This is a genomic window from Sporofaciens sp. SGI.106, assembly GCF_050314255.1.
Lineage (GTDB): Bacteria > Bacillota > Clostridia > Lachnospirales > Lachnospiraceae > Claveliimonas.
This window is the reverse complement of sequence record NZ_JBNPMZ010000013.1, coordinates 52,612-77,235: the sequence shown is the minus strand read 5'-3', so window position 1 is coordinate 77,235 and position 24,624 is coordinate 52,612. Positions and strand designations below refer to the sequence as shown.

Annotated in this window: 21 protein-coding genes, 1 other RNA gene and 1 other annotated feature; all 22 genes read right to left on the bottom strand. The window is 44.4% G+C overall.

Going from position 1 to position 24,624, the window contains the following annotated elements:
• Positions 1–10 precede the first annotated feature (10 nt).
• The gene (gene nuoF, locus ACQRCC_RS10465; protein ID WP_427850724.1) at positions 11–1,939 is read right to left on the bottom strand and encodes an NADH-quinone oxidoreductase subunit NuoF; all 1,929 of its coding nucleotides are present in this window, start codon (positions 1,937–1,939) and stop codon (positions 11–13) included.
• Positions 1,940–1,985: 46 nt separating this feature from the next.
• A complete protein-coding gene (locus ACQRCC_RS10460) occupies positions 1,986–2,480 on the bottom strand; it encodes an NAD(P)H-dependent oxidoreductase subunit E (RefSeq protein WP_427850723.1) in 495 nt (164 codons plus the stop codon).
• 328 nt (positions 2,481–2,808) lie between these two features.
• Positions 2,809–3,042, bottom strand: a complete 234-nt coding sequence (locus ACQRCC_RS10455; RefSeq protein ID WP_427850722.1) for a hypothetical protein — start codon at positions 3,040–3,042, stop codon at positions 2,809–2,811.
• A gap of 14 nt (positions 3,043–3,056) precedes the next feature.
• Complete coding sequence (gene queA, locus ACQRCC_RS10450) at positions 3,057–4,082, bottom strand: tRNA preQ1(34) S-adenosylmethionine ribosyltransferase-isomerase QueA (protein ID WP_427850721.1); 1,026 nt, start codon at positions 4,080–4,082, stop codon at positions 3,057–3,059.
• A 13-nt stretch (positions 4,083–4,095) separates the two neighbouring features.
• A complete protein-coding gene (gene pheT / locus ACQRCC_RS10445) occupies positions 4,096–6,516 on the bottom strand; it encodes a phenylalanine--tRNA ligase subunit beta (RefSeq protein ID WP_427850720.1) in 2,421 nt (806 codons plus the stop codon).
• A gap of 90 nt (positions 6,517–6,606) precedes the next feature.
• On the bottom strand, positions 6,607–7,626 hold the full coding sequence (gene pheS / locus ACQRCC_RS10440; RefSeq protein ID WP_427850737.1) for a phenylalanine--tRNA ligase subunit alpha: 1,020 nt from the start codon (positions 7,624–7,626) through the stop codon (positions 6,607–6,609).
• A gap of 39 nt (positions 7,627–7,665) precedes the next feature.
• Positions 7,666–7,919 (bottom strand) — a binding site (T-box leader).
• Positions 7,920–7,964: 45 nt separating this feature from the next.
• Positions 7,965–8,798 (bottom strand): YihY/virulence factor BrkB family protein, encoded by an 834-nt coding sequence (locus tag ACQRCC_RS10435; RefSeq protein ID WP_427850719.1) that lies wholly within the window; start codon positions 8,796–8,798, stop codon positions 7,965–7,967.
• A gap of 104 nt (positions 8,799–8,902) precedes the next feature.
• Positions 8,903–10,222, bottom strand: a complete 1,320-nt coding sequence (locus tag ACQRCC_RS10430; RefSeq protein ID WP_427850718.1) for a SpoIID/LytB domain-containing protein — start codon at positions 10,220–10,222, stop codon at positions 8,903–8,905.
• A gap of 125 nt (positions 10,223–10,347) precedes the next feature.
• A non-coding RNA gene (gene ssrS / locus ACQRCC_RS10425) (6S RNA) lies at positions 10,348–10,530 on the bottom strand.
• A gap of 78 nt (positions 10,531–10,608) precedes the next feature.
• A complete protein-coding gene (locus ACQRCC_RS10420) occupies positions 10,609–11,550 on the bottom strand; it encodes a molybdenum cofactor synthesis domain-containing protein (RefSeq protein WP_427850717.1) in 942 nt (313 codons plus the stop codon).
• Between the two features lie 6 nt (positions 11,551–11,556).
• Positions 11,557–12,543: a GTP 3',8-cyclase MoaA gene (moaA, locus tag ACQRCC_RS10415; protein ID WP_427850716.1), complete on the bottom strand. Its 987-nt coding sequence runs from the start codon at positions 12,541–12,543 to the stop codon at positions 11,557–11,559.
• Positions 12,533–13,054 (bottom strand): molybdopterin-guanine dinucleotide biosynthesis protein B, encoded by a 522-nt coding sequence (mobB, locus tag ACQRCC_RS10410; protein ID WP_427850715.1) that lies wholly within the window; start codon positions 13,052–13,054, stop codon positions 12,533–12,535. Before mobB ends, moaA begins: the two co-directional genes overlap by 11 nt.
• Positions 13,055–13,068: 14 nt before the next feature.
• On the bottom strand, positions 13,069–14,274 hold the full coding sequence (locus ACQRCC_RS10405) for a molybdopterin molybdotransferase MoeA (RefSeq protein WP_427850714.1): 1,206 nt from the start codon (positions 14,272–14,274) through the stop codon (positions 13,069–13,071).
• Between the two features lie 12 nt (positions 14,275–14,286).
• Positions 14,287–14,865 carry a molybdenum cofactor guanylyltransferase gene (locus ACQRCC_RS10400; protein WP_427850713.1) on the bottom strand — a complete coding sequence of 193 codons (579 nt, stop codon included), beginning with the start codon at positions 14,863–14,865 and terminating at the stop codon, positions 14,287–14,289.
• Positions 14,866–14,883: 18 nt separating this feature from the next.
• The gene (locus ACQRCC_RS10395; RefSeq protein WP_427850712.1) at positions 14,884–16,788 is read right to left on the bottom strand and encodes an ABC transporter ATP-binding protein; all 1,905 of its coding nucleotides are present in this window, start codon (positions 16,786–16,788) and stop codon (positions 14,884–14,886) included.
• Between the two features lie 3 nt (positions 16,789–16,791).
• Entirely contained in the window at positions 16,792–18,540 is a 1,749-nt protein-coding gene (locus ACQRCC_RS10390; RefSeq protein WP_427850711.1) for an ABC transporter ATP-binding protein, read from the bottom strand.
• A complete protein-coding gene (locus tag ACQRCC_RS10385) occupies positions 18,537–18,989 on the bottom strand; it encodes a MarR family winged helix-turn-helix transcriptional regulator (protein ID WP_427850710.1) in 453 nt (150 codons plus the stop codon). Before ACQRCC_RS10385 ends, ACQRCC_RS10390 begins: the two co-directional genes overlap by 4 nt.
• A gap of 136 nt (positions 18,990–19,125) precedes the next feature.
• Entirely contained in the window at positions 19,126–20,823 is a 1,698-nt protein-coding gene (locus ACQRCC_RS10380; RefSeq protein ID WP_427850709.1) for a phosphoenolpyruvate carboxykinase (ATP), read from the bottom strand.
• Between the two features lie 102 nt (positions 20,824–20,925).
• A complete protein-coding gene (cdd, locus tag ACQRCC_RS10375) occupies positions 20,926–21,324 on the bottom strand; it encodes a cytidine deaminase (protein ID WP_427850708.1) in 399 nt (132 codons plus the stop codon).
• A gap of 10 nt (positions 21,325–21,334) precedes the next feature.
• Complete coding sequence (gene thrC / locus ACQRCC_RS10370) at positions 21,335–22,822, bottom strand: threonine synthase (RefSeq protein WP_427850707.1); 1,488 nt, start codon at positions 22,820–22,822, stop codon at positions 21,335–21,337.
• 33 nt (positions 22,823–22,855) lie between these two features.
• Entirely contained in the window at positions 22,856–23,344 is a 489-nt protein-coding gene (locus ACQRCC_RS10365; RefSeq protein ID WP_427850706.1) for a 3-isopropylmalate dehydratase small subunit, read from the bottom strand.
• On the bottom strand, positions 23,344–24,618 hold the full coding sequence (gene leuC, locus ACQRCC_RS10360; protein WP_427850705.1) for a 3-isopropylmalate dehydratase large subunit: 1,275 nt from the start codon (positions 24,616–24,618) through the stop codon (positions 23,344–23,346). The genes ACQRCC_RS10365 and leuC overlap by 1 nt, the downstream gene beginning before the upstream one ends.
• Between the last annotated feature and the right edge of the window lie 6 nt (positions 24,619–24,624).

The following is a 24,624-nucleotide window of genomic DNA, read 5'->3' as shown; positions in this document are numbered from 1 at the left end:
CCATCCTCCATTACTCTTTGTAAATAGCACCAAAACGACATTTCTCCATGCAGGCTCCACACTTCACGCACTTATCCTGATTGATTACGTGAGGTTCTTTTACCTTTCCGATGATTGCATTATTCGGACAGGTTCTTGCACAAAGTGTACATCCCTTACATTTATCCGCATCAATCTTGTACTGAAGCAGATCTTTACATACGCCGGCCGGACATTTCTTGTCAACGATATGTGCTATGTATTCATCTCTGAAGTAACGCAGTGTGGACAGTACCGGGTTCGGTGCCGTCTGTCCCAATGCACACAGAGAATTGGATTTCAGGTGAGCTGCCAGCTCCTCCAGACGATCCAGGTCTTCCATGGTTCCCTGACCTTTTGTAATCTTATCCAGAATCTCAAGCATTCTTCTGGTTCCCACACGGCATGGTGTACATTTACCACAGGATTCGTCTACTGTGAATTCCAGGAAGAATTTTGCGATATCTACCATACAGGTATCTTCATCCATTACGATCAGACCACCGGATCCCATCATGGAACCGATTGCAATCAGATTGTCGTAGTCGATCGGAACATCAAAATTCTCAGCCGGAATACATCCGCCGGACGGTCCTCCGGTCTGTGCAGCCTTGAATTTCTTACCATTCGGAATTCCGCCGCCAATCTCTTCTACGATCTCACGAAGGGTTGTTCCCATCGGGATCTCAACCAGACCTGTATTATTAACCTTTCCTCCAAGAGCAAATACTTTTGTTCCTTTTGATTTTTCAGTTCCCATGGAAGCGAACCACTCCGGTCCGTTCAGGATGATCTGCGGGATATTTGCCAGTGTCTCTACGTTATTTAAAATGGTTGGTTTCTGGAACAGACCTTTCAGTGCCGGGAACGGCGGACGCGGTCTTGGCTCACCACGATTTCCTTCGATGGAAGTCATAAGTGCAGTCTCCTCACCACAAACGAAAGCTCCTGCTCCCAGTCTCAGCTCGATATCAAAATCAAATCCTGTTCCAAAGATATCTTTGCCCAGTAATCCATATTCTCTTGCCTGGCCGATTGCAATATTCAGTCGTTCAACAGCAATCGGGTACTCTGCACGCACATAAATATATCCCTGAGATGCACCGATTGCATAACCTGCAATAGCCATCGCCTCCAGTACTACGTGTGGGTCACCTTCCAGTACGGAACGATCCATGAACGCACCCGGGTCACCTTCGTCAGCGTTACAGCATACGTACTTCTGATCTGCCGCATTAGCTGCTGCAAATTTCCACTTCAGACCTGTCGGGAATCCTGCGCCTCCACGTCCCCTGAGTCCGCTGTCCAGCATAATCTGGATTACCTCCTCCGGCTTCATCTCTGTCAGGACTTTTCCCAGTGCCTCATATCCTCTTGTTCCGATATATTCCTCAATATTTTCCGGACTGATCACACCACAGTTCCGAAGTGCAACTCTGTGCTGTTTTTTATAGAAATTTGTCTCCTGCAGAGGCAGTACTTCATTTCCATGTACAGTCTCATCATAAAGCAGTCTGGTAACCACTCTTCCATTCACCAGATGCTCAGATACGATTTCCGGAATATCTTCTTCCTTCACCATGGAATAGAAAGCGCCTTCCGGATACACGATCATAATCGGTCCCAATGCACACAGACCAAAACAGCCTGTCTTAATTACACATACTTCTTCCTCAATTCCCTGTTTCTTTATCTCTTCTGCCAGTTTTTCTCTGATTCTCTGGCTGCCGGAAGATGTACATCCTGTACCTCCGCAGACCAGAACATGCGCGCGATATTTGGTGCTCCATTCCTCGCCGTTCGCAGCCTCATAAGCTGCTGCAGGTCCGGCAATCTTAACCGGAATCTGGTGCTCAGAACGATATCCGACTTCCCCTTGCACCTTCTCTCTTATTACTCGTAATTCTTCCAGAGATTTCATATTGTCCCTCCATTCTATTGACATTTCCGTTTTTCACATCTGAAAGCTATTCGTATTTTGCAAGAATATCATCGATATCCTCTACTTTCAGTCTGCCGTACACCTCATCATTAATTGTCATAACCGGAGCAAGACCGCAGGCACCGATACAGCGGCATGCATCCAGAGAGAACTTACCGTCCGGTGTACACTCTCCGCCGACAATTCCGAGCTTCTCCATCAGCTTGTTATAGATATCTCCGGATCCCTTTACATAACATGCGGTACCAAGACAAACAGAAATCTGATACCTTCCCTTCGGACTTAAGTTGAACTGTGAATAGAATGTTACAACTCCGTAAATCTTCTCCAGCGGGATTCCCGTCTCGTCTGAGATAATCTTCTGAACCTCAATCGGAAGATATCCGTAAATGTCCTGAGCTTTCTGCAGAATCGGCATAAGAGCACCCTTCTCGTCCTTCAACTCATGAATGACAGCAAGCAGTGCTTTTTCTTGTTCTTCGGTTCCTCTGAAAGGAACAGTAGATTTTTTTGAAAGCATTTTTTTACCTCCCTTTGCATAATGTATAACCGCACTGGCTATATTCGTTCTACTTTCCATAATTTTATCATACATTCTCACAAAAAACCATCATTTTTTTACCGATTTTTTGTTAATATTTACACATTCCCGTTTTATTTTTCACCAATTTTATGTCTAAAAAATGGGTTGTATTGACGTGTTTTTTTATTTATTTTATACAATTTAAAATTTTATTTTGTTCTGTGCGACTTTTGGAGTGATTTTTTTCACAAACCATATAAAGCCAAAAATACCCCTGCTGCCGGGTTTCTTCTCAGCAACAGGGGTATTTACGTATTCTATTTATCTATTCTTCCAGCTCCACGATCAGATAAAATCCTTTTTCTGTCTCTTTAATTTCTCTGATAATTCCTTTTCTGGCTTTGATTCTCTCTGTAGTTCTGTAGATGCCGGACATAGCAACCGATGGCTCCACCAGATAAGTATATCTTCCGGTGCTCGGACTTCGTTCACTGATTACGACTTCCTGTCCTTCCTCCACCAGACCCTGGCGTTCCATCTTAAAACTCTCCAGGCGCATAATATTCCTTCTTTCTATCGAATAAACATCGCATCGCCAAAGCTGAAGAAACGGTATCTTTCCTTCACCGCTTCTTCATATGCCGCCAGCACATGCTCTCTTCCCGCCAGTGCAGAAACCAGCATGATCAGTGTTGATTCCGGCAAATGGAAATTCGTAATCAGGCAGTCCAGTACCTTAAACTGATATCCCGGATAAATGAATATCTCCGTCCATCCACTGCACTCCCTTAACCGTCCGTTCTCATCTGCTGCAGACTCAATGGTACGACAGCTGGTAGTTCCCACGCAGATGACCCGATGACCATTTTCCTTTGCCCTGTTAATCTTATCTGCCTCCGACTGTTCAATGCGGTAGAATTCCGAATGCATATGATGCTCCAGAATATTATCCACCTTCACCGGACGGAAGGTTCCAAGTCCTACATGGAGTGTCACTTTTGCAACGTCTACTCCTTTATTTTCGATTTCCTTCAGAAGCTCCGGTGTAAAATGCAGTCCGGCAGTCGGTGCCGCTGCAGATCCACTGTGTTTTGCATATACGGTCTGATAACGGTTTTTATCCTCAAGCTGATGCGTAATATAAGGCGGCAGAGGCATCTGTCCAAGCTGATCCAGAATCTCTTCGAAAATTCCATCATAGGTGAATTTCACAAGACGGTTACCCTCTTCTACGATTCCAACCACCTCACCTGTTAAAAGTCCCTCACCAAAACTGATCTTTGCTCCAACCTTCGCCTTTTTCCCGGGCTTAACCAGAGTTTCCCACACATCATTTTCCATGCGTTTTAACAGCAGAATCTCTATTTTCGCATCGGTTCCGACCTTCGAGCCGATCAGACGCGCCGGAATAACCTTCGTGTCATTTAAGACCAGACAATCTCCCGGCTGCAGATATTCTATAATTTCCCTGAAAATGTGATGAGACACTTCTCCGGTGTCCTTGTCCAGAACCAGCAGCCTGGAACCGGAGCGGTCCTCAAGAGGATCCTGAGCAATCAGCTCCTCCGGCAAATCAAAACTAAAATCCTGTCGTTTCATTTCCAATCATCCTTTATTTACGAAGTTCGATTCCCATCTCTTCCAGTGCTTTCAGGATCTTATCCATTGCCTGAGTAATATCTGCTTCTGCAAGAGTCTTATCCTTTGCACGGAATACAATAGAATAAGCAACTGACTTGAATCCGGATTTAATCTGTGCACCCTCATACAAATCAAAGAGTGCATAGCTTTCCAGATAAGCGCCGCCTTTTTTCTCAATCACTTCCTCGATCTGACCAACCATAATTTCCTTCGGCACAACCATACTGATATCACGGGTTACAGCCGGGAACTTGGCAATTCCTTCGTATTTTCTTTCAAATGTTGCTCTCTCAACAATTTCCGGCATATCCAGAACTGCAATATAGGCTTTCTCACCGATACCATAGGTATCTGCCACGTCCGGATGAACCTCTCCAAGATATCCCACTACGACACCATCATAAATAATGTTTGCCTGACGTCCCGGATGGAGATACGGTTTGCCTGCATTCGGATCATAAGTCTCTTTCTTGTGCAGACCGATCTTATCGAAGAATTCTTCTACCACACCTTTCATGCTGAAGAAATCTCCGTCTCCATACATTCCCAGTGTAAACTGCATGCGCTCCTCCGGAAGCTCGGTAAGCGGCAGAGCCTTCGGAATATAAATATTTCCAAGCTCATAAAGCTTCACATTTTTATTTCTTCTGTTGTAGTTGGTTGCAAGAGACGTCAGCATACCATTCAGAGATGTAGTTCTCATAATGCTGTAGTCTTCTCCCAGCGGATTCATAATTTCCACTGCCTGACGAAGTGGGGAATCCTCTGCAATCTTCAATTTATCAAATACCTTCGGACTTTCAAAAGAATAGGTCATTCCCTGACTAAATCCGCAGAATTCTGCAATATCCCTTGCCACTTCCTCAATGCGAAGCTTGTAAGACAGTTTTCCTGTCGTAGCCTCTCCCTTCGGCAAAGTAGTAGGAATATTGTCATATCCGTAGAATCTTGCCACTTCCTCTGCCAGGTCAGCCAGACGGAACAGGTCATGACGGAAGGTCGGTGCAATCACCTCATTTGTTTCCTCATCATATTCAAGATCAATTTTCTTAAAGTATCCAATCATATCCTCTTTAGAAACATTGGTTCCCAGGAGTGCATTAATCGCATCTGCATCAAATGGTACTCTTACAGGCTCTTTTTTCTTTCCATAGACATCAACCATACCGCCGACTACTTCACCTGCACCCATCTCTTCTACGAGCTGGCATGCACGGTCAATTGCAGCCTGTGCATTATTCGGATCCAGACCTTTTTCAAATTTACCGGAAGCATCTGTACGAAGACCAACCTTCTTGCTGGATTTACGGATATTCGTTCCATCAAAACATGCAGCCTCAAACAGCATCGTCTGCACATCGTCTGTAATCATAGAATTCTCTCCACCCATGATTCCCGCAATACCGATGGACTTCTTTCCATCACAGATCATCAGGACCGTCTCATCCATCTCACGCTCCTGACCATCCAGAGTCGTAAACTTCTCACCCTTTGCAGCAGTGCGCACAACGATTTCATTTCCTTCAATAGTAGCCAGATCATACGCATGCATCGGCTGTCCGTACTCTTCCATTACATAGTTGGTGATGTCTACCAGGTTGTTAATCGGACGGATTCCCACAGATGCCAGTCTTCTCTGCATCCACTCCGGAGAAGGTCCGATCTTGATATTTTTCACTACTCTTGCACAGTATCTCGGACACAGATCCGCATCCTTAACGGTTACCTTAATATAATCATTGACATCCTCGTCATTACCTGTCGGTGTTACAACCGGAGGATAGAATTCCTTTCGGAAGGTTGCTGCTGCCTCTCTTGCAATTCCTACTACGCTATAGCAGTCCACACGATTGGACGTAACTTCATATTCGAATACCACATCGTCCAGCCCCAGTGCCTTCACTGCGCTTTCACCCACGACAGCCGTCTCCGGGAAAATGTAAATTCCCTCTTCCGGCGCTTCCGGGTACATATCTCTGTTAGAGCCCAGCTCCTCGATAGAGCACATCATACCGCAGCTTTCCACACCGCGAAGCTTACCTTTCTTAATCTTAATTCCGCCTGCCACACGACTGCCCGGCTCATGTCCACCTGCTACACGTCCTCCATCCAGAACAACCGGAACTTTATCTCGTTCTTTCACATTCGGAGCACCTGTAACGATCTGAACCGTCTCGGTTCCAATATTAACCTGGCAGATAATCAGCTTATCTGCATCCGGGTGTTTCTCAATCTTTTCAATCTGTCCGATGACAATCTTGTCCAGGTCTGCATCCAGCACCTCATATCCCTCTACCTTGGTACCGGAAAGTGTCATTGCATCTGTGTATTCCTGAGCTGTAACGTCAAGATCAGGAACATATGCTTTTATCCATGATAATGATGTATTCATTTTAATCTCCTTTCGAGGACGTAGCAAAACGCATTTTGCTACGTCCTAAACTGCATTTTGTGGTGTACCTTTTTGCATTTTGTGGTGTACCTAGAACTGTTTCAGGAAACGAATATCGTTCTCGTAAAGCAGTCTCATATCGTCAATCTCATATTTCAGAAGTGCAATACGCTCAAGTCCCACACCGAATGCGAATCCTGTATACTCTTCAGGATCGATGCCGCACATTTCCAATACATGTGGATGAACCATACCACATCCAAGAATCTCGATCCATCCTGAACCTTTACAGAAACGGCATCCCTTGCCTCCGCACTTGAAGCAGGATACATCCACCTCAGCGCTTGGCTCTGTAAATGGGAAGTGATGCGGACGGAATTTTGTCTTTGTATCCGGTCCGAACAGCTCTTTTGCAAATACTTCCAAGGTTCCCTTCAAGTCTGCAAAGGAAATATTTTTATCAATTACAAGTCCCTCGATCTGGTGGAAGGATGGAGAATGAGTTGCATCTACTTCGTCAGAACGGAATACTCTTCCCGGTGCGATCATTCGGATCGGCAGCTTGCCCTGCTCCATCACACGCGCCTGTACCGGTGATGTCTGGGTACGCAGTACGATATCTTTATTTATATAGAAAGTATCCTGCTCATCTTTTGCCGGATGGTCTGCAGGAATGTTCAGTTTTTCAAAATTGTACAGGTCATATTCTACTTCCGGTCCTTCCACAACCTCATAGCCCATACCAACGAAAATACGTTCCACCTCTTCCAGAGCAATGGTATTCGGATGACGGTGACCTACCATATTTTTCTTTGCCGGAAGTGTAACGTCGATTACTTCGCGCTTCATTTTCTCCTCGCGAAGAGCACGTTCCATTTTCTTTTTGCTTTCTTCCAGGATTTCCTCAATGGCAGCACGGGTTTCATTTACCATCTGCCCAACCTTCGGACGCTCTTCCGGTGCAACATCCTTCATTCCCTTTAATACAGCTGTAAGTTCTCCCTTTTTACCAAGGAATTTTACACGTACATCATTTAACTTTTCCGGCACATCAGCTGCTTCAATTGCTCTGAGTGCTTCATCTTTGATGTTTTGCAGTTTTTCTTTCATCATTTTTCTCCTTTTTTTAAATTAAAAAAACCTCATCCCAAAAGGGACGAGGAAATTACTCGCGGTACCACCCTGATTCCCGGCACATCTTGTCCAGGCACTCATTATCTTGCGTAACGTGCACACACGGCATCCTCTACTTAGCATAAAATTATAATTAATCACGCTTCTCTTCAAAGATGCAGCTCGCGCGGGAAATTCACTTGCCATCTGAACCCGGGGAAACTTACAGCCGATGATTTCCTCTCTCTGTGGGAAAATGGGTCGCTACTGAACGCGGTCGTCGCTTTTATCATTTCTAAATATTCCATATCATTGTAACACATGAATCCGGCTTGTCAAGCTCTGTCGGAAAAAAACAGGTCTTTCACCCACATATTCAATTCCCCGCCCAAAAGCAGGCTGTACATACAGAAATACATCCACAGCATGATCAGCACGATCGTTGTCAGACTTCCATACATACTGGAAAATCCCTTAAAAATATCCACGTATACAGAAAATATCCAGGAAACTACCATCCATCCGATTGCGGTAAACACTGCTCCGGGAAGCTGTCTCAACAATTTATCTCTCCGGTTTGGAAGAAATTTATACGACAAAAGTGAGAACACGATCAGCACAACAGGCGTGATAATGATACGAACCTCTATCAACTTATCCGCAAACCTCTTCATAATCGGCACATGTTCTGCAATAAATATATTCAGAGAATTACCAAATACCGCCAGTATCAGAAGAAGCAGGATTACCACCAGGAACATCAGCGTATATATCGTTGCGCGTATTCTAAGGAAAATATAATTACGTGTCTCACGGCATTTATACACGCAGTTAAGTCCAGTAGTAATAGCAAGAACACCCTTTCCCGCCGACCACAGTGCCACGATAATTGTGATTGGAATCACACCGGTAGACTGATTATACACCTGATTTACAATCGACGTGATCAACGAATCCACGGAAGTCGGAAACACCTGAATCACAGCTGTCATAACATCAGCCTTGGTCACCGGCGTATACTGTACCAGTGTCAGCAGAAGCAGAATAATCGGAATCATACACAACATAAAAAAATAGGAAGTCTGGGCAGCATATGCCCCTACATGATCCGCTGCAATGTCATCTGTATATTTCATTATATTTTCATAATAATTCTTTACTTTTTTCATAGCATTCTCCCATATGTTCCATACATTTTACCTGATTTTATATGGTTTGTCCATGAAAATTCACAGATCATCCGCTTTATGTCATTATTTTATTTTTTTATTTATTATTTTATTTCTATTTCGCTATAAAAAAGAGATAATATTTCCCTGTAATTCTTTCCCTGTTTCGCCATCTCATTCGCCCCGTTCTGGCTCATACCTATTCCATGACCAAATCCTCCGCCGGTGATAATAAACTCTTCCCCCTGCCTCTCAATCGTAAAAAATGCACTGGGAAGCAGACGGGTGCTCTCTACTGTTGACCCATCATTTTTCGTAATAGAATAGCCCGTTCCGCCGAGCGCGGCACGAATCTTATTCTCCGTATCTACCGTTACACTTCCCTTATCCCCGGAAGCCACGATCTGCAGGACAATATCTCCCGCTCCACGTCTGGTCACCTCCACACTTTGAAGTTTTCCCACATCCACTCCCGTATTCAGTCCCACCAGATTTGACAATGTCTCCGCCGGAATCCTGGCCGACCACCGGTACCACGGGAGATCTTTTTCATAATCTGCCTCTCCATTTGACACTTCGACACTTTGCAGATAGGCATTACTCTCATTCACTTCACTTCCCCAGGCACTCAAGTCTGTCGTCCTTCCACAGGAAGTCGAGTAATAATATGTAACGGCAATACTTCCTCCATACCACACCGCCCGTCCGCAGGTTTCCCACACTGCCTGAGAGCTCTTCTCCTGAGCAGGACTGTTATTATAAACCTGATAATCCGTACTGTCATTAACATGGGCTTCATACTCCGGATATCCATACTTCTCCATCTGACGATATGCATAGCTTCTGGCACAGACCGCCTGAGCTTTCAATGCCTCCAATTCATAGGAAGCAGGCATCTCACTGGGTACTACCTTACACAGATACTCCTCCACCGGAAGCTCATTGATGAGAACAATTCCTTCTGCCGTTGCCCGAAGCTCCAGTATTCCCGCATAAGATGGCGTTCCGTATCCACGCTCAATATTCCCCACCTGAATCTCACTGCCTTCTGTCAGCGACTCTACCCGGACTATTCCACTGCTGAATCTCACATCGTCCGGACGGATAACAAATGGTTCCGAAGCCTTCCATTCTTCCACAGCTTCTCCATAGCAGATCCGCATTCCTGCATCTGATGCCAGATGCACCTCCGGATGCACCATATCCTGATACCCGGTAGAAAGTAAAATCACACGAATCCTGGCATTTTGCCAATCCCGATCCACCTCAGAATTTCCATTTTCCATATTAAGCGGACTTTCCGTCTGCTGTTTTAAAAGACTGCCGCCCTTTCCTGTTCTCAGAATCTTCAGCATTCCTCCTATCAGGAAAAGTATTACCAAAAGCAGCATCATTAAACGCAGTTTTCTTCTTCTCTTTCTCATGCAGGCCTCTCTTGTCCCTTCTTCTGTAAAATGTATGAAATAAATTCATAAACAGAACCTTCGATTTTCATATACGTATGATAAAGAAAAAAGGCAGCCGCTTAAGCGACTGCCCCTCATCTTTTGTAAGTCCCGGAAATGCCGGCTCCTGTATTTTGACTCCTAGCCACAGCTAGGTGGGTGTCCGCATCCGCTTTTCTGTCTTCCACTGCAAATTCGGAGGCCTGACATATTACGGAGATATAAGAGTCCCGTTTAAAGTATTGTAGGTTCAAAATTACAGAAGGTATCGCACACCCCAGGTTTTTCATCTGAGGCTATTATAACCCATTTGCATCTAATTTACAACCCTTGGAGCTTTCCTTATTTTTCTTTTTCTGTAAAATTCAAGATTCGCTCCCACACTCTCCGTCTGTTCCGCGAAGAATCCCCAATCCATGTCTCAGTGACGGCAGCACATATTCCAGACTTTCTTTCACAGCCTTCGGACTTCCCGGCAGATTAACGATCAGCGTTTTCTTTCGGATTCCGGATACCGCACGGCTTAACATGGCGCGGTCTGTAATTGACAGGGAGTAGACCCTGATTGCATCTGCGATTCCCATCGCCATTCGGTCGCAGACAGCTATGGTCGCTTCCGGCGTGACATCTCTTTCTGAAAATCCCGTTCCGCCAGTCGTAAATATAACCTGAATCTGACGCTGATCAGCCAGCCTGATCAATTCTTTCTCTATGGACGTCCTGTCATCCGGAAGAAGCAGTGTCTCAACCACATCATATCCGGCATCAAATAACATTTCCCGGAGAAGCGGACCGCTTTTATCCTCCCGTTCTCCCCGAGATCCTTTATCGCTCAATGTGATAACTGCAGCCGTAAACGGACGGTTCCTGTCCGGAGGAAGCATATGGATCTCATCACCCGGACGTATTTCTCCTCCTTTGACTACCTTCGTAAATACACCCTCCCGCGGCATAATACAATCTCCCACCATGCGATGGATCGCACAATGGCTGTGACACTCTTTTCCAATCTGTGTCATCTCCAGAACAACTTCTCCAATCACGAACCTGGTCCCAACAGGCAGTTTACTGAGATCATATCCTTCTACGATCAGATTTTCACCAAATGCGCCAAAATCCACTTCAGCCCCCCGTGCACGAAAGTCTTCTATCTTTTCCAGTGAAAGCATACTGACCTGACGATGCCAGTTCCCGGCATGTGCATCTCCCTCAATTCCCCAGTTTTCCCGGAGAATAACGGACTCCTTCTCATGCTTCTGTGTTCCCTTTTTTTCACTGACACAGACCGCAATAACTTTTCCATTCATAAAACCTTATCCTCCAATCTGAACCATCTGTCTGTCTTCTGTAATCTCTTCCCTGCTCTCAAAGCAGTGATTCTGCGGTTTCCTTTGTATCGCTTCCACGATAATCTTCTCAATTTGGGCTATCTTTTCTTCTTCCGACTCATCTGCCATATCCCGAATCATTTGCTTCACATCCACATGTTCACCATAGCAGAGGCAGGGCTTAAATTCACCGGATGCCGTAAGCCTGATGCGGTTACACTGATCACAGAACTTTCCATGAATGGCATTGATAAATCCAATACTTCCACGAAATCCTGGAATTTTATAATAAATAGCAGGACCATTTCCATGAACAGAATGATCCTCCTCCATATTGGGAAATAATTCCTTCAGCTTCTGTCTGATATCATCTCCCGATACCATTTCACACTGTTTTCCGTATCCGATTGGCATCATTTCGATAAAACGGACATCCACAGGAGCCTCTTTCGCAAGCTCCGCAAGGCTCTCCCACTCGTGATCGTTGATTCCTTTCTGCAGGACCGTATTTATCTTCACCGGAAGCTTTTTTTCTACCGCAAGACGAATACTTTCTTTCACCTTATCTGCATCATCGCATCCTGTTATTTTTCTAAACGTCTCTCTGTCCAGCGTGTCCAGACTGATATTAACCGCATCCAGCCCATTTTCCATCAGCTCATCCAGATATTTTCCAAGCAGCACCCCGTTTGTTGTAAGTGTCACCTGGGAAACTCCCGGAATACTTCGAATCTTTCCAACAAGTTCCGGACATCCGAGACGAACCAGAGGTTCCCCGCCTGTTATCTTAAATTTTGTAATTCCTGCTTTTACTGCCGCCTTACAGATCAGCTCTATCTCCTCATAAGTCAGGATATCATGCATCGGAGCAAGCCGGATTCCTTTTGGCATGCAGTATCCGCACCTCAGATTGCAGCGATCTGTAATGGAAATACGCAAATAATCAATATTTCTTCCATAATTATCTTTCATAGCAGTCCTCACCGTTTCCCTGTTGCTTCATCATTAATTCCACGATTTCCTCGATCTGTTCCGGATGTAGGACCGGCTCTTCGAACTCGCCGCTTTCCCTGTCTGTCACGATCAGAAAACGACCCTTGGGATTGGAAACCGGTTTGTCTGAAATGTCTTTGCGAATCACTTCTATCTTCGGATATTCACTCTCTTTCAGCCCCTCAATCAAAATCATCTCAGCCTCCGGAAACATGGAAATCAATTCTTTTTCCTTTTCACCGGTTCCGAATTTATGAATAAAAATCCGTTGTTCAGAAAAAACCGCCGCCCCATAAGCTCCGGCTTCCTTCATACGGTAACTGTCCGTCCCCTTCACGTCACATGAGAAATCATGTCCGTCATGTTTGATGACCGCCGTTTTGACTCCTCTTTCCGTAAGGTTTTTTACCAATTTCACAAGGAGTGTCGTCTTACCGGAATTTTTCACACCGCACACCGCAATAATTCTCTGTTTTAATTCTTTTGCCATCTTCCTCACTCCCGCTATAAAAGAATTACTTCTGTTTCATCTCCAAATGTAACGCACTCTGTTCCCGCCGGTATTTCAATCAGGCAATTGCATCCGCACATTGTGCTTAAAATTCCCGATGCGTTGGAACCCTCACCCAGAAACACTTCACCATTTTCATAAAAAGCACGCAAATATCTCCTGACCGGACTTTTTTTCGGAAATGTGCCCCGGCACACAGCTTTCACCCTTTTAATTTCCAAATCTTTTCTTCCTGCCATCACTGCAAGAACCGGACGTACCAGCAATTCCAAATTCACCGCCGCACCGTACGGATTTCCGGACAGACAGATCAAAAGCTTCCCCTCATAATCAGCACACAACGTCGGCATTCCGGGTTTTATTGCTATTCTCCAGAACAGCCTGTCCGCATGCAGGATATCCAAAACTTCATGCATAATATCCTTTTTTCCCACAGATACTCCGCCGGTAGTAATCATGATGTCCGCCTTTTCTGCCGCCTTTTTTATGATCCCGGCTGCCTTCCTGGCATCATCCTCCACGCGCCCTTTGTAAACAATCTCAATTCCAAAGGAATGAAGTCGTGTCACCAGTGTATAGAGATTCGAATCATATATTTTCCCCGGAAGCAGCTTCTCCCCGGGCAGCATGATCTCATCTCCGGTTGTCAGTACTGCTGCCTTAATTTTTCGGTATACCGGCACGTTCTCCAGTCCCAGACTCGCAAGAACCCCTGCTTCAACAGAACCGATCTGCATTCCCTTCTTCAAAAGAACCGTCCCGGCTCTATAATCCTCGCCTTCAAAGCAGTAATTCTGAAATTTTTGTATTTCTTTATAAATTTTTACGTTATCTTCTCCGTAATCTGTATCCTCCTGTCGGATGACACAGTCCGCACCTTCCGGAATCGGTGCACCGGTCATGATTCTCACTGCCATTCCGTACTCTACAGTCTTTTCCGTCACATGACCTGCATCTACTTCATCAATTACCTTAAGCTTCACCGGACGTTCTCTGGAAGCACCTTTTATATCCACACTTCTGACTGCATATCCATCCAGTGGAGAGCGGGGAAAGGGCGGCTGATTTCTCACTGCGGTAATATTTTCAGATAAAACACGCCCCACGCTCTCCCACAGGGAAACCATTTCACACTCCCTGATTTGATTTACTTTTGAAAGCAAAATATTAAGTGCATCTTCTAATGATAAGCTTTCCATATATTTACCCCTTTATGTATTTTTCACTTCGTATAAATTTCCATATTCTTCTACTGTATTAATATTTCGAAGCATCTTTTCAAATTCATTCATCCCCGTCACATCCACATATTTTATATTCAATCTTATCAGAGCATTTGTCAGCCGATAATTTTCATTTGAAATCTGCTCCTCAAGAACCGGAAGAATTCTTTTACTGTAGATGGCTGCAAGGGGATGAATTCTTTCCCTTACCACCGGAACCACTCCATCAGCCGATCCCATTTTTGTCTTCAAATGCCTGTATAACTCTGCTCTTAAAAATGGCATATCGCATGCCGCCACCATCATAGCATCTGCCTGACATTGCCGAAGCCCGGCATGAATTCCTCCAATCGGGCCACACCCTGGATATTCATCCATAATTACCGGGCATCCTTCGTAAGAAGCATGTATCTCCGTACCATAAGATATCCACAGATGTTCCGCCTCTCTTTTCATTTCCCTGATCAGTCGCTCCATAAAAGTTTCTTTATTATAGACAAGGAAACCTTTATGTTTCCCTTCCATGCGCAGGCTCTTTCCTCCTGCCAATATCAATCCATCCATCATTTTTTCTGTCTTCTACCCCTATGCAGAAACACTCTTTCCCGTATACAGCTGATAGTACTTACCTTTCTCTTCCAGCAGTTCCTCATGTGTTCCACGCTCAATAATCCTTCCCTGTTCCAACACCATGATACAATCTGCATTTCTTATGGTAGACAGGCGATGAGCAATGACAAATGTAGTTCTGCCCTTCATCAGCTTATCCATACCATCCTGCACGATCCGCTCTGTCCGGGTATCGATAGAGCTGGTTGCCTCATCCAGTATCAGCACTGGCGGATCTGCAATTGCCGCCCTCGCAATGGACAGAAGCTGCCTCTGTCCCTGACTTAAGCTGGCTCCGTCCCCGGTAAGCATAGTATCATATCCATCCGGAAGCCTCCGGATAAATCCGTCTGCATTGGCAAGTTTTGCGGCTGCCACCACCTCTTCATCCGTCGCATTCAGTTTACCAAAACGAATATTTTCCTTTACCGTCCCGGTAAATAAATGGGTATCCTGAAGTACGATTCCCATGGAACGTCGAAGGTCTGCTTTGCGTATCTTATTAATATTGATCCCGTCATAACGGATCTTTCCATCCTGGATATCATAGAAACGGTTGATCAGATTGGTAATCGTGGTCTTCCCTGCTCCGGTAGACCCCACGAAAGCAATCTTCTGTCCCGGATTCGCATATAGCTTCACATCATGAAGGACAATCTTATCGTCATTATATCCGAAATCCACTCCATTGAACACCACATCTCCCCGAACCTTCACGTAATCTGTGGTTCCATCTGAGCGGTGGGTGTGCTTCCATGCCCAGCAGCCGGTTCTTTCCTCACACTCGGTAAGCTGACCGTCCACTTCCCTTGCATTCACAAGTGTCACATATCCATCATCTTTTTCCGGTTCTTCATCCAACAGCTTAAAGAATCTCTCAGCACCCGCCATAGCCATAACGATAGCATTCAGCTGCTGACTCACCTGGTTGATCGGCATGCTGAAGCTCCTGTTAAATGTCAGGAAGCTTGCCAGTCCTCCCAGCGTAAACCCTCCAACCTTTCCAAGCGCCAGAGCGCCGCCTACGATTGCGCACACAACATAGCTGATATTTCCAAGCTGTGCATTGATAGGTCCCAGGATATTTGCAAATGAATTTGCAAGGTCAGCACTTCCAAAAAGCTCCTGATTTAATTTCCGAAAAGCCTCTTTGTTCTCTTCCTCGTGGCAGAATACCTTAACCACCTTCTGCCCATTCATCATTTCTTCAATAAATCCATTCACAGCGCCAAGATTCTTTTGCTGTTTCAGGAAATATTTTCCGCTGTTTCCCGCTGCCAGCTTTGTACAGTACAGCATAATTCCCACCATAATCAGCGTCACAATTGTCAGCGGCACATTCAGGATAATCATACTGATCAGCACACTTACAATTGTAAACCCACTGTTTATGATCTGAGGAATACTCTGGCTGATCATCTGGCGTAACGTATCAATATCATTGGTATAGATTGACATGATATCGCCATGGGCATGAGTATCAAAATACTTAATTGGCAGCTTCTGCATATTTTCAAACAGGTCATCTCTCATATTCTGAAGAGTGCCCTGGGTTACATACACCATAATCTTATTATAAGCAAATGTTGCCAGTATTCCTATCAGATAAAAGCCCGCCACCCTCGCAATCGCATATGCAAGCGGCGCAAAATCCGGCGTGTCGGAAAGCAGAAGCGGTGTAATATAATCGTCAATCAGATTTTTCGTAAACATTGTTCCCTGCACATTTGCAATTACTCCGATAAAAATCAGGATCACAACTGCAATGTAATGATACTTATATGTACGAAACACATAATTCATCAATCTTAGAAAAATTTTTCCCGGATCCTTCACCTGGGATTTCATGCCTCTCGTTTCTTTTCTCATCGGTCCTGCCATCTTTTACTCACCTGCCTTTTCATCAAAATCGCCGCTGCCCTTCATCTGGGACTCATATACCTCGCGGTAGATTTCATTTGTTTCCAACAATTCTTCATGGGTACCAAATCCATGAACTCTGCCTTCATCCATGACAATGATCCGGTCCGCATCCTGAACACTGGAAATCCTCTGGGCAATGATCAGTTTCGTGGTGTCCGGTATTTCCTCCCGGAATGCTCTTCTTATCTTCGCATCCGTAGCAGTATCGACCGCACTGGTGCTGTCATCCAGAATCAGTATTTTAGGTTTTTTCAGGAGTGCCCTGGCAATACAGAGTCTCTGCTTCTGTCCGCCGGATACATTATTTCCTCCCTGCTCAATGTGCGTCTCATATTTCATCGGAAATCTCTGGATAAACTCATCTGCACAGGCAAGCCTGCAGACATTCACACATTCCTCTTCTGTAGCATTTCGATTGCCCCATCGTAAATTTTCTAAAATTGTACCGGAGAATAACACATTGTTCTGAAGTACTACAGACACCTGATTACGAAGTGCTTCCATATCATAATCCTTTACATTGCATCCTCCAACCCGCACTTCCCCATCAGTCACATCATAAAGACGGCTGATCAGGTTCACGAGGCTCGTTTTCGCGCTTCCGGTTCCACCGATAATTCCGATAGTCTCACCGGAATGGATATCCAGATTAATATCTTTTAAAACAGGCTCATCATTATCTTTTTTATATGAAAAATTCACATGAAAAAATGTAATGCTTCCGTCTTTTACTTCTGTCACCGGGTGATCCGGATTCTGGATATCACTGACCTCGTTCAGTACCTCTGAGATACGTCTGACACTTGCCATACTCATGGATATCATGACAAATACCATGGACAGCATCATAAGGTTCATCAGAATATTCATACAGTAGGCTAAAAGACTCATAAGCTCACCGGTAGTCAGAGTTGAGGAAACAATCATTTTTGCACCAAGCCAGCTGATCAGAAGAATACATGTATATACCGTAAGCTGCATTATCGGCGCATTGTACACAAGATTATTTTCCGCCTTTACAAATATCCTGTAAATATTCTCACTCGCCTTCTTAAATTTCCTGGTTTCCTCCTCTTCTCTCACATAAGCTTTTACGACACGAATGGCTGATACATTTTCCTGCACAGATTCATTCAATGCGTCATATTTGGGAAATGCCTGCTGAAAATATCTCGTAGCATGACTGATAATAAACATTAGAACAACACCAAGAATCATCACTGCTACCAGATAAACGCTTGCCAGGCGTCTATTTATAAAAAATGCCATGGCCATCGCACAAATCAAGCTGGCAGGCGCTCTCATAAGCATTCGAAGACACATCTGATACGCATTTTGAACATTGGTTACATCCGTAGTCAGACGGGTCACCAATCCGGCCGTACTGAATTTATCGATGCTGGAAAATGAAAATGTCTGGATGTGGTTAAACATTGCCTCTCTCAGATTTTTTGCAAATCCTGTGGAAGCTTTCGCACCGTAACGTCCTCCGAGAAGTCCTGCCAGTAGACCCATAGCCGCCGCCACAATCATAATCCCTCCTACCCTGTAAATATGTCCGATATCCCCCTTGTTGACTCCGTCATCAATAATGGATGCCATCAGATACGGGATAATCATCTCCATAATTACTTCCAGTATCATAAAAACAGGCGTCGCAAAGGACGCTTTCTTATATTCCTTTACCTCATGTAACAAAGTCCGTATCATTTCATTTCTCCTTTCTCCGCATTTTCCCGGATTTTCCGGATCACTCCCAGGAATATTTTTAGATCTTCTTTGCCGACTCCCCGAAGGAGAAAATCATCCATCTGCTCTGTTATCTTTGTCATTTCTTCATGCGTTTGGATTCCCTTGTCTGTCAAAGAAACCTTCTTCAACCTGGCATCCCTGGTCACCGATTCCCGACAGATAAATCCCTTTTTTTCCATAAGCTTTATTGTATTCGTAACAGACGACCTGCCTACAGAAAAATGCTGTTCCAGATCCTTTTGAAATACATCTTCACTCCGGTGCTCATAAAGATACCTGATTACCCAGCCGTGCACGATCGTAACTTCGTCTATTCCCGCTGCTTTTACTCGATTCGACAGACATCGTCCGATTACCCGGTCTGCCTTATGCACTTCAACTCCTATCCTCAGCTCTGCCTCTTCCATATGTCACGCCTCCCCGATTGTTCGATAGTGAACTGTTTTATATCGAACATTATTATAGCACAAAAATATAATTAATCAACCAAAAAAAGGAAGCCGCATCAAAACAGCTTCCTTTTACAAATCATATTCTTTTCAATTATGCAAGTTCTTCAACCAGTTTCTTCAGTGCATCTACTGCTTCATCCGGCAGCTTGTCATATCCGTCTTTTGCTACAGCAAAGTTCTCAACTTCGTTTACACGATCCTGCATACGAGCCTTTAACTGAGCTTTGTAGTCCGGATCGTCAAGATCCGGAACGAATCCTTCCCAATCCATGATCTCGATGTCAGAGAACGGTCCCCACTGATGGAAATCTGCTCTCTTCTCAACGATTGCTTCCAGCACACCAAGAGTATCCTTTGGCTGTACCTTCTTGCCCATGAAATCACCTGTATTAACGATGTAGCAGTCTACGTTCTTCTCTTCAACCAGTTTTTTGAACTTCTCGTAGTCATTAGCCAGAGGATAGGTTCTGAACGGATTAGCGTAAGGAACAACAACCAGCTTGTTAGGATCTACGCCAGGAGCAAGACGCTCAGCAGAGGAACGTTTTGTAGCAAGTGTAGCTCCCATAACAGATGCAAGTGCAGCACCTTTCAGCTTAACTACCGGCGGAATGGTAGGATCTTTCATAATCCAGAAGATTGCATTAACCGGAGCATCAATCTTATCTACACGGTTCGGTGACCATAACTTAGACTTGATTGCACGTCCGTTACCATTTCTGATATCCTCTGTTACAAGCTGAATCTTTCCATCTTCGTCCATTGTTGCAGAACAGTTCTGAGCTGTCAGCAGATACTTGTTATCCGGGCATCCTGTCGGATAATCAGCTGTCTTATCAAAATAAGTAGGCTCAATTGCGATAGATGAGCATGTATCTGTATTGATGATAAATGCATCATCATGAAGTACTTTGATCTCGTATTTTCCACCATGTTTTGCATGTGTCAGTGTAGACTTACCAGATCCTGACAGACCGTATACAGATGCAACATACTTGGATCCATCCGGGAGTAAGTATTCTTTCTGTCCACCGTGGCAGGATGCATAACCGTTACGGTTTGCAATTGCCCATACCATAGTAAGAGTACCTTTCTTGTGCTCTCCGAAGTATCTCATACCAAGGATACATGCACAGTTTGTCTCTGTATTGAAATAGCACAGAGTCTTCTTAGCCGGGTCACTTAAACAGTCAAAGCTTACACCAGGAGCCTCTTCCGGAATCCACTGCGGATCAGAGAAGATGTAGATATCTGCTTCTTTTCCGTCTCCTACCGGTTTGGACTCTTTGTACATCTTTACATATTCATCAGACATATACTGGAAGTTCAGCATCCAGTTATACATGATATTCTCTTCTCCTTCCGGAATCAACAGGTGGCACTTAACCATAAATTCCGGATCCAATCCTGCAAATACAGTTGCATGATACATTTTTTTCCAGCGTGATTTGTATACAGCGTCCATTGCAACTTTATCAAGAGCATCGCAATCTACTCCCGGTTCTCCTGCAATACGACGTGCTGTTGCATAACGTCCGGTAATTGCACCGTCATTAAATAAAAGAACTTTTGCATCTGCATCCAGACCAAACTCTTCTCCTCTATATACAGGCATATCTGTCACGATAGTTCCCGGGGAATTCTTTGCCAGATTGTAAGCCTCTTTCAAGGTTTCTACTTTCACAACATTATTTCCGTAGAATGCTGCTTCAATAATGGAACGTGTTTTAGAGAAACCTGGTTTGTCTTTTCCGATTTCACTAATTGGATAATATGCTTTTGTTGCCATTTTGTCTTTTCCTCCTTAAAATTCCGAATTTGGTAGTATTATCTCATTTTTTGTCAAAAAAGTCAATAGTTTAACAATGTGTAAAAATGCAAGATTGAAAAATCAATCTTGCATTTCAAAACTTTTGGGTAATAACTCACGCAAAGTTAGTATCTCCAGCTTTTCTTTATTCATTCCGCAAATTACGTGAAAATTATCCGGATCACAGAATTCTGCCATAACCTGACGGCAAACTCCGCAGGGATAGCACATGACCAGCTCCTCTTTTCCTCCTGCAATTGCAATTGCTTCAAATTCCCTCTGCCCTTTTGCAACAGCCGCAAAAAATGCCGTGCGTTCTGCGCAGTTAGAAGGTCCATATGCACTGTTCTCCACATTACATCCCTGCACCACTTCCCCATTTTTACAGAGGAGGGCGGCACCCACCTTAAATCCGGAATACGGACTATATGAAAATTCTCTTGCCTTCACAGCCTTCTGCCACAATTCATAAGCTTCCATATCCCGACTCCTACAATCCAAGTATCTCCCGCACAGACGCCTCCATCTTGTCCGCATCACACTCTGCTGTATGAAGAATATTAGCATCCAGAATCTCTTTAATCGCGTTCGGCATCTCTGTCTGAGACACCTGTTTTAATTCGTCCAGAAGGGCAAATTCATCCTGATCCGCATACTTTTCATCGATTGCGCTCATAACACTCTTTACAAATTTATACGGACTTGCCGTAGATGCCACCACGCATTTTGCAGCATCCCCTGAATTCTTCTGGTATTCCTTACATACATAAGCAGCGACTGCCGTATGTGTATCGATCACATAACCGGTTCTGGCATATACATCATGAATCATACGGGCTGTCTGCTCCTCTGTGGCATATCCTGCCTCGAAGTCTGCGAGCTCTCTTTTCATATCCTCTGTAATCGCATAACTTCCGTCTTCTTTCAGCTCCCGCATTAATTCTGCATCTTTCTCTGCATTTTTTCCGGCAATCTGATAAATCAGACGCTCCAGATTACTGGAAATCAAAATGTCCATAGACGGGGATGTTGTCAGAAGGAATTCTCTGTTTCTGTCATAAGTACCGGTCTGGAAGAAATCAAACAGCACTTTATTTTCATTGGAAGCACAAACAAGCTTCTGAATCGGAATCCCCATCTGTTTAGCATAATATGCTGCCAGAATATTTCCGAAATTTCCGGTAGGAACCACAACATTAATTGCCTCTCCTGCCTGAATCTCCTCATTCTGCAATAATTTTGCATAAGCATATACGTAATATACCACCTGCGGCACAAGACGTCCGATATTTATAGAATTCGCAGATGAGAACTGATAGCCGTGCTCATCAAGCTCCCTGGCCAGTTCTTTGTTTTCGAACATTGCCTTTACCCCGCTTTGGGCATTGTCAAAATTGCCATGGATAGCAACAACCGATGTATTGTCTCCCTTCTGGGTTACCATCTGAAGCTCCTGTACTTTGCTGACTCCGTTTTTTGGATAGAACACAATAATTCTGGTACCCTCCACATCAGCAAAGCCTGCAAGTGCTGCCTTTCCGGTATCGCCGGAGGTTGCTGTCAGAATGACAATCTCATTTTTTACATGATTCTTTTTCGCAGCAGTTGTAAGAAGATGAGGCAGAATAGAAAGTGCCATATCCTTAAATGCAATCGTTGCTCCATGGTATAATTCCAGATAATAAATACCATCTGCTTTAGCAAGCGGTGCAATCTCCTCAGTATCGAACTTACTGTCATAAGCTTTAGCAATACATGCTTTCAGCTCTTCCTCTGTAAAATCTGTAAGAAACTCTCTCATAACCGCATATGCTGTTTCCTGATAAGTCATATCCTTAAGTTCTTCCATAGAGACGGAAAGCTTTGGAATCTCCACCGGGACAAACAAACCTCCATCGTCTGCAAGGCCTTTTAATATTGCCTCAGATGCTGTAACTGTTATGCCATCGTTTCTTGTACTCTTATACTGTAAATTCATCTTCTTCACCTTTCTGTATCGTCTATTTTCCGGTTATTTCCTGCTATTAGTATAATTAACCAGACCACCGGCAGCAATAATCTTCTGCATAAATTCCGGGAATGACTGTCCCTGGAACTCCGTTCCCTTTGTCCGGTTGTAGATTTTTCCGCTGTCAAAGTCTACTTCAACCTGATCTCCTGCTTCAATTCCCCTTGCAGCTTCCGGACATTCGATAATCGGAAGTCCGATATTAATTGCATTGCGGTAGAAAATCCGGGCAAATGTCTCTGCAATAATACAGCTTACTCCTGCCGTCTTCAGACAAAGCGGTGCATGCTCCCTGGAAGAGCCGCATCCAAAATTCTTATTAGCCACAATCAGATCGCCCGGCTGTACTTTTCCTGCAAATTCAGGATCAATATCTACCATCGCATGGCTCGCCAGCTCCTGTGCATCGAAAGAGTTCAAATATCTGGCTGGAATGATTACATCCGTATCCACATTATCACCATATTTAAATACATTACCCATTGCCTTCATTATTTGTCACCCACTTTCTCAGGATTTGCAATACATCCTGCAATCGCACTTGCCGCTGCCACTTCCGGTGAGGCAAGATAAATCAGAGAATCCACATGTCCCATTCTTCCTACAAAGTTACGATTTGTTGTTGATACACATTTTTCTCCTGCTGCCATAACGCCCATATGACCTCCCATGCAAGGTCCGCAGCTCGGTGTATTCACTGCACAGCCTGCATCCACAAAAATATCCAGAAGTCCCTCTGCAATACACTGCTTGTAAATTTTCTGAGTAGCAGGAACTACCATAACACGCACATCCGGATGTACCGTATGCCCCTTCAGAACAGCTGCCGCTCTTCGAAGATCTGAGATTCTTCCATTTGTACAGGAACCGATTACAACCTGATCGATCTTGATCGGGTCCATAGCTTCAATTTCATCAATCGTCTTTGCATTGCCTGGCAGATGTGGGAATGCAACAGTAGGACGCACCTCTGACAGATCAATTTCAATCACTTCATCATATTCTGCGTCTTCGTCAGCCTCATATACATGATATTCTTTTACGGAATGCTCATGAATATATTCTAATGTCAGGTCATCTACTGGGAAAATTCCATTCTTTGCACCGGCTTCAATTGCCATGTTAGCCATAGTAAAACGATCATCCATGGAAAGATTTGCAATTCCATCTCCGGTGAATTCCATAGACTTATATCTTGCTCCATCCACACCAATCCGTCCAATAATATGGATAATAATATCTTTACCGCTTACGTAACGGGATGGCGCACCCTTCAGGACGAATTTAATCGCACTCGGAACCTTGAACCATAATTCTCCGGTTGCCATTCCTGTTGCGATATCTGTTGTTCCCACACCGGTGGAGAATGCTCCCAGTGCTCCGTATGTACATGTATGTGAATCTGCACCGATAATACATTCTCCTGCAGTAACTACTCCCGCTTCTGGAAGAATCGCATGCTCTACTCCGGATTTTCCCTGTTCAAAATACCACTTCAGTCCCTGGTTCTTCGCAAACTCACGGATTGCCTTGGAATTTTCTGCAGATTTAATATCTTTATTTGGTGTAAAGTGATCCGGCACAAATACAACTTTGTCTTTATCGAAAACTGTATCAGCCATCTGTTTTAATACCGGAAGTGCCATTGGTCCGGTAATATCATTTGCCATTACCACATCGAGCTTCGCCATGATAAGCTGTCCCGCTTCTACGCTGTCCAGTCCCGCATGGGCTGCCAGAATTTTCTGTGTCATTGTCATTCCCATGATGAT

Bases quoted from the DNA above. Each gene is read 5' to 3' on its own strand.
- nuoF (WP_427850724.1), bottom strand. From the start codon at position 1,939: ATGAAATCTCTGGAAGAATTACGAGTAATAAGAGAGAAGGTGCAAGGG.
- ACQRCC_RS10460 (WP_427850723.1), bottom strand. From the start codon at position 2,480: ATGCTTTCAAAAAAATCTACTGTTCCTTTCAGAGGAACCGAAGAACAA.
- ACQRCC_RS10455 (WP_427850722.1), bottom strand. From the start codon at position 3,042: ATGCGCCTGGAGAGTTTTAAGATGGAACGCCAGGGTCTGGTGGAGGAA.
- queA (WP_427850721.1), bottom strand. From the start codon at position 4,082: ATGAAACGACAGGATTTTAGTTTTGATTTGCCGGAGGAGCTGATTGCT.
- pheT (WP_427850720.1), bottom strand. From the start codon at position 6,516: ATGAATACATCATTATCATGGATAAAAGCATATGTTCCTGATCTTGAC.
- pheS (WP_427850737.1), bottom strand. From the start codon at position 7,626: ATGAAAGAAAAACTGCAAAACATCAAAGATGAAGCACTCAGAGCAATT.
- ACQRCC_RS10435 (WP_427850719.1), bottom strand. From the start codon at position 8,798: ATGAAAAAAGTAAAGAATTATTATGAAAATATAATGAAATATACAGAT.
- ACQRCC_RS10430 (WP_427850718.1), bottom strand. From the start codon at position 10,222: ATGAGAAAGAGAAGAAGAAAACTGCGTTTAATGATGCTGCTTTTGGTA.
- ACQRCC_RS10420 (WP_427850717.1), bottom strand. From the start codon at position 11,550: ATGAATGGAAAAGTTATTGCGGTCTGTGTCAGTGAAAAAAAGGGAACA.
- moaA (WP_427850716.1), bottom strand. From the start codon at position 12,543: ATGAAAGATAATTATGGAAGAAATATTGATTATTTGCGTATTTCCATT.
- mobB (WP_427850715.1), bottom strand. From the start codon at position 13,054: ATGGCAAAAGAATTAAAACAGAGAATTATTGCGGTGTGCGGTGTGAAA.
- ACQRCC_RS10405 (WP_427850714.1), bottom strand. From the start codon at position 14,274: ATGGAAAGCTTATCATTAGAAGATGCACTTAATATTTTGCTTTCAAAA.
- ACQRCC_RS10400 (WP_427850713.1), bottom strand. From the start codon at position 14,865: ATGATGGATGGATTGATATTGGCAGGAGGAAAGAGCCTGCGCATGGAA.
- ACQRCC_RS10395 (WP_427850712.1), bottom strand. From the start codon at position 16,788: ATGGCAGGACCGATGAGAAAAGAAACGAGAGGCATGAAATCCCAGGTG.
- ACQRCC_RS10390 (WP_427850711.1), bottom strand. From the start codon at position 18,540: ATGATACGGACTTTGTTACATGAGGTAAAGGAATATAAGAAAGCGTCC.
- ACQRCC_RS10385 (WP_427850710.1), bottom strand. From the start codon at position 18,989: ATGGAAGAGGCAGAGCTGAGGATAGGAGTTGAAGTGCATAAGGCAGAC.
- ACQRCC_RS10380 (WP_427850709.1), bottom strand. From the start codon at position 20,823: ATGGCAACAAAAGCATATTATCCAATTAGTGAAATCGGAAAAGACAAA.
- cdd (WP_427850708.1), bottom strand. From the start codon at position 21,324: ATGGAAGCTTATGAATTGTGGCAGAAGGCTGTGAAGGCAAGAGAATTT.
- thrC (WP_427850707.1), bottom strand. From the start codon at position 22,822: ATGAATTTACAGTATAAGAGTACAAGAAACGATGGCATAACAGTTACA.
- ACQRCC_RS10365 (WP_427850706.1), bottom strand. From the start codon at position 23,344: ATGAAGGCAATGGGTAATGTATTTAAATATGGTGATAATGTGGATACG.
- leuC (WP_427850705.1), bottom strand. From the start codon at position 24,618: ATGGGAATGACAATGACACAGAAAATTCTGGCAGCCCATGCGGGACTG.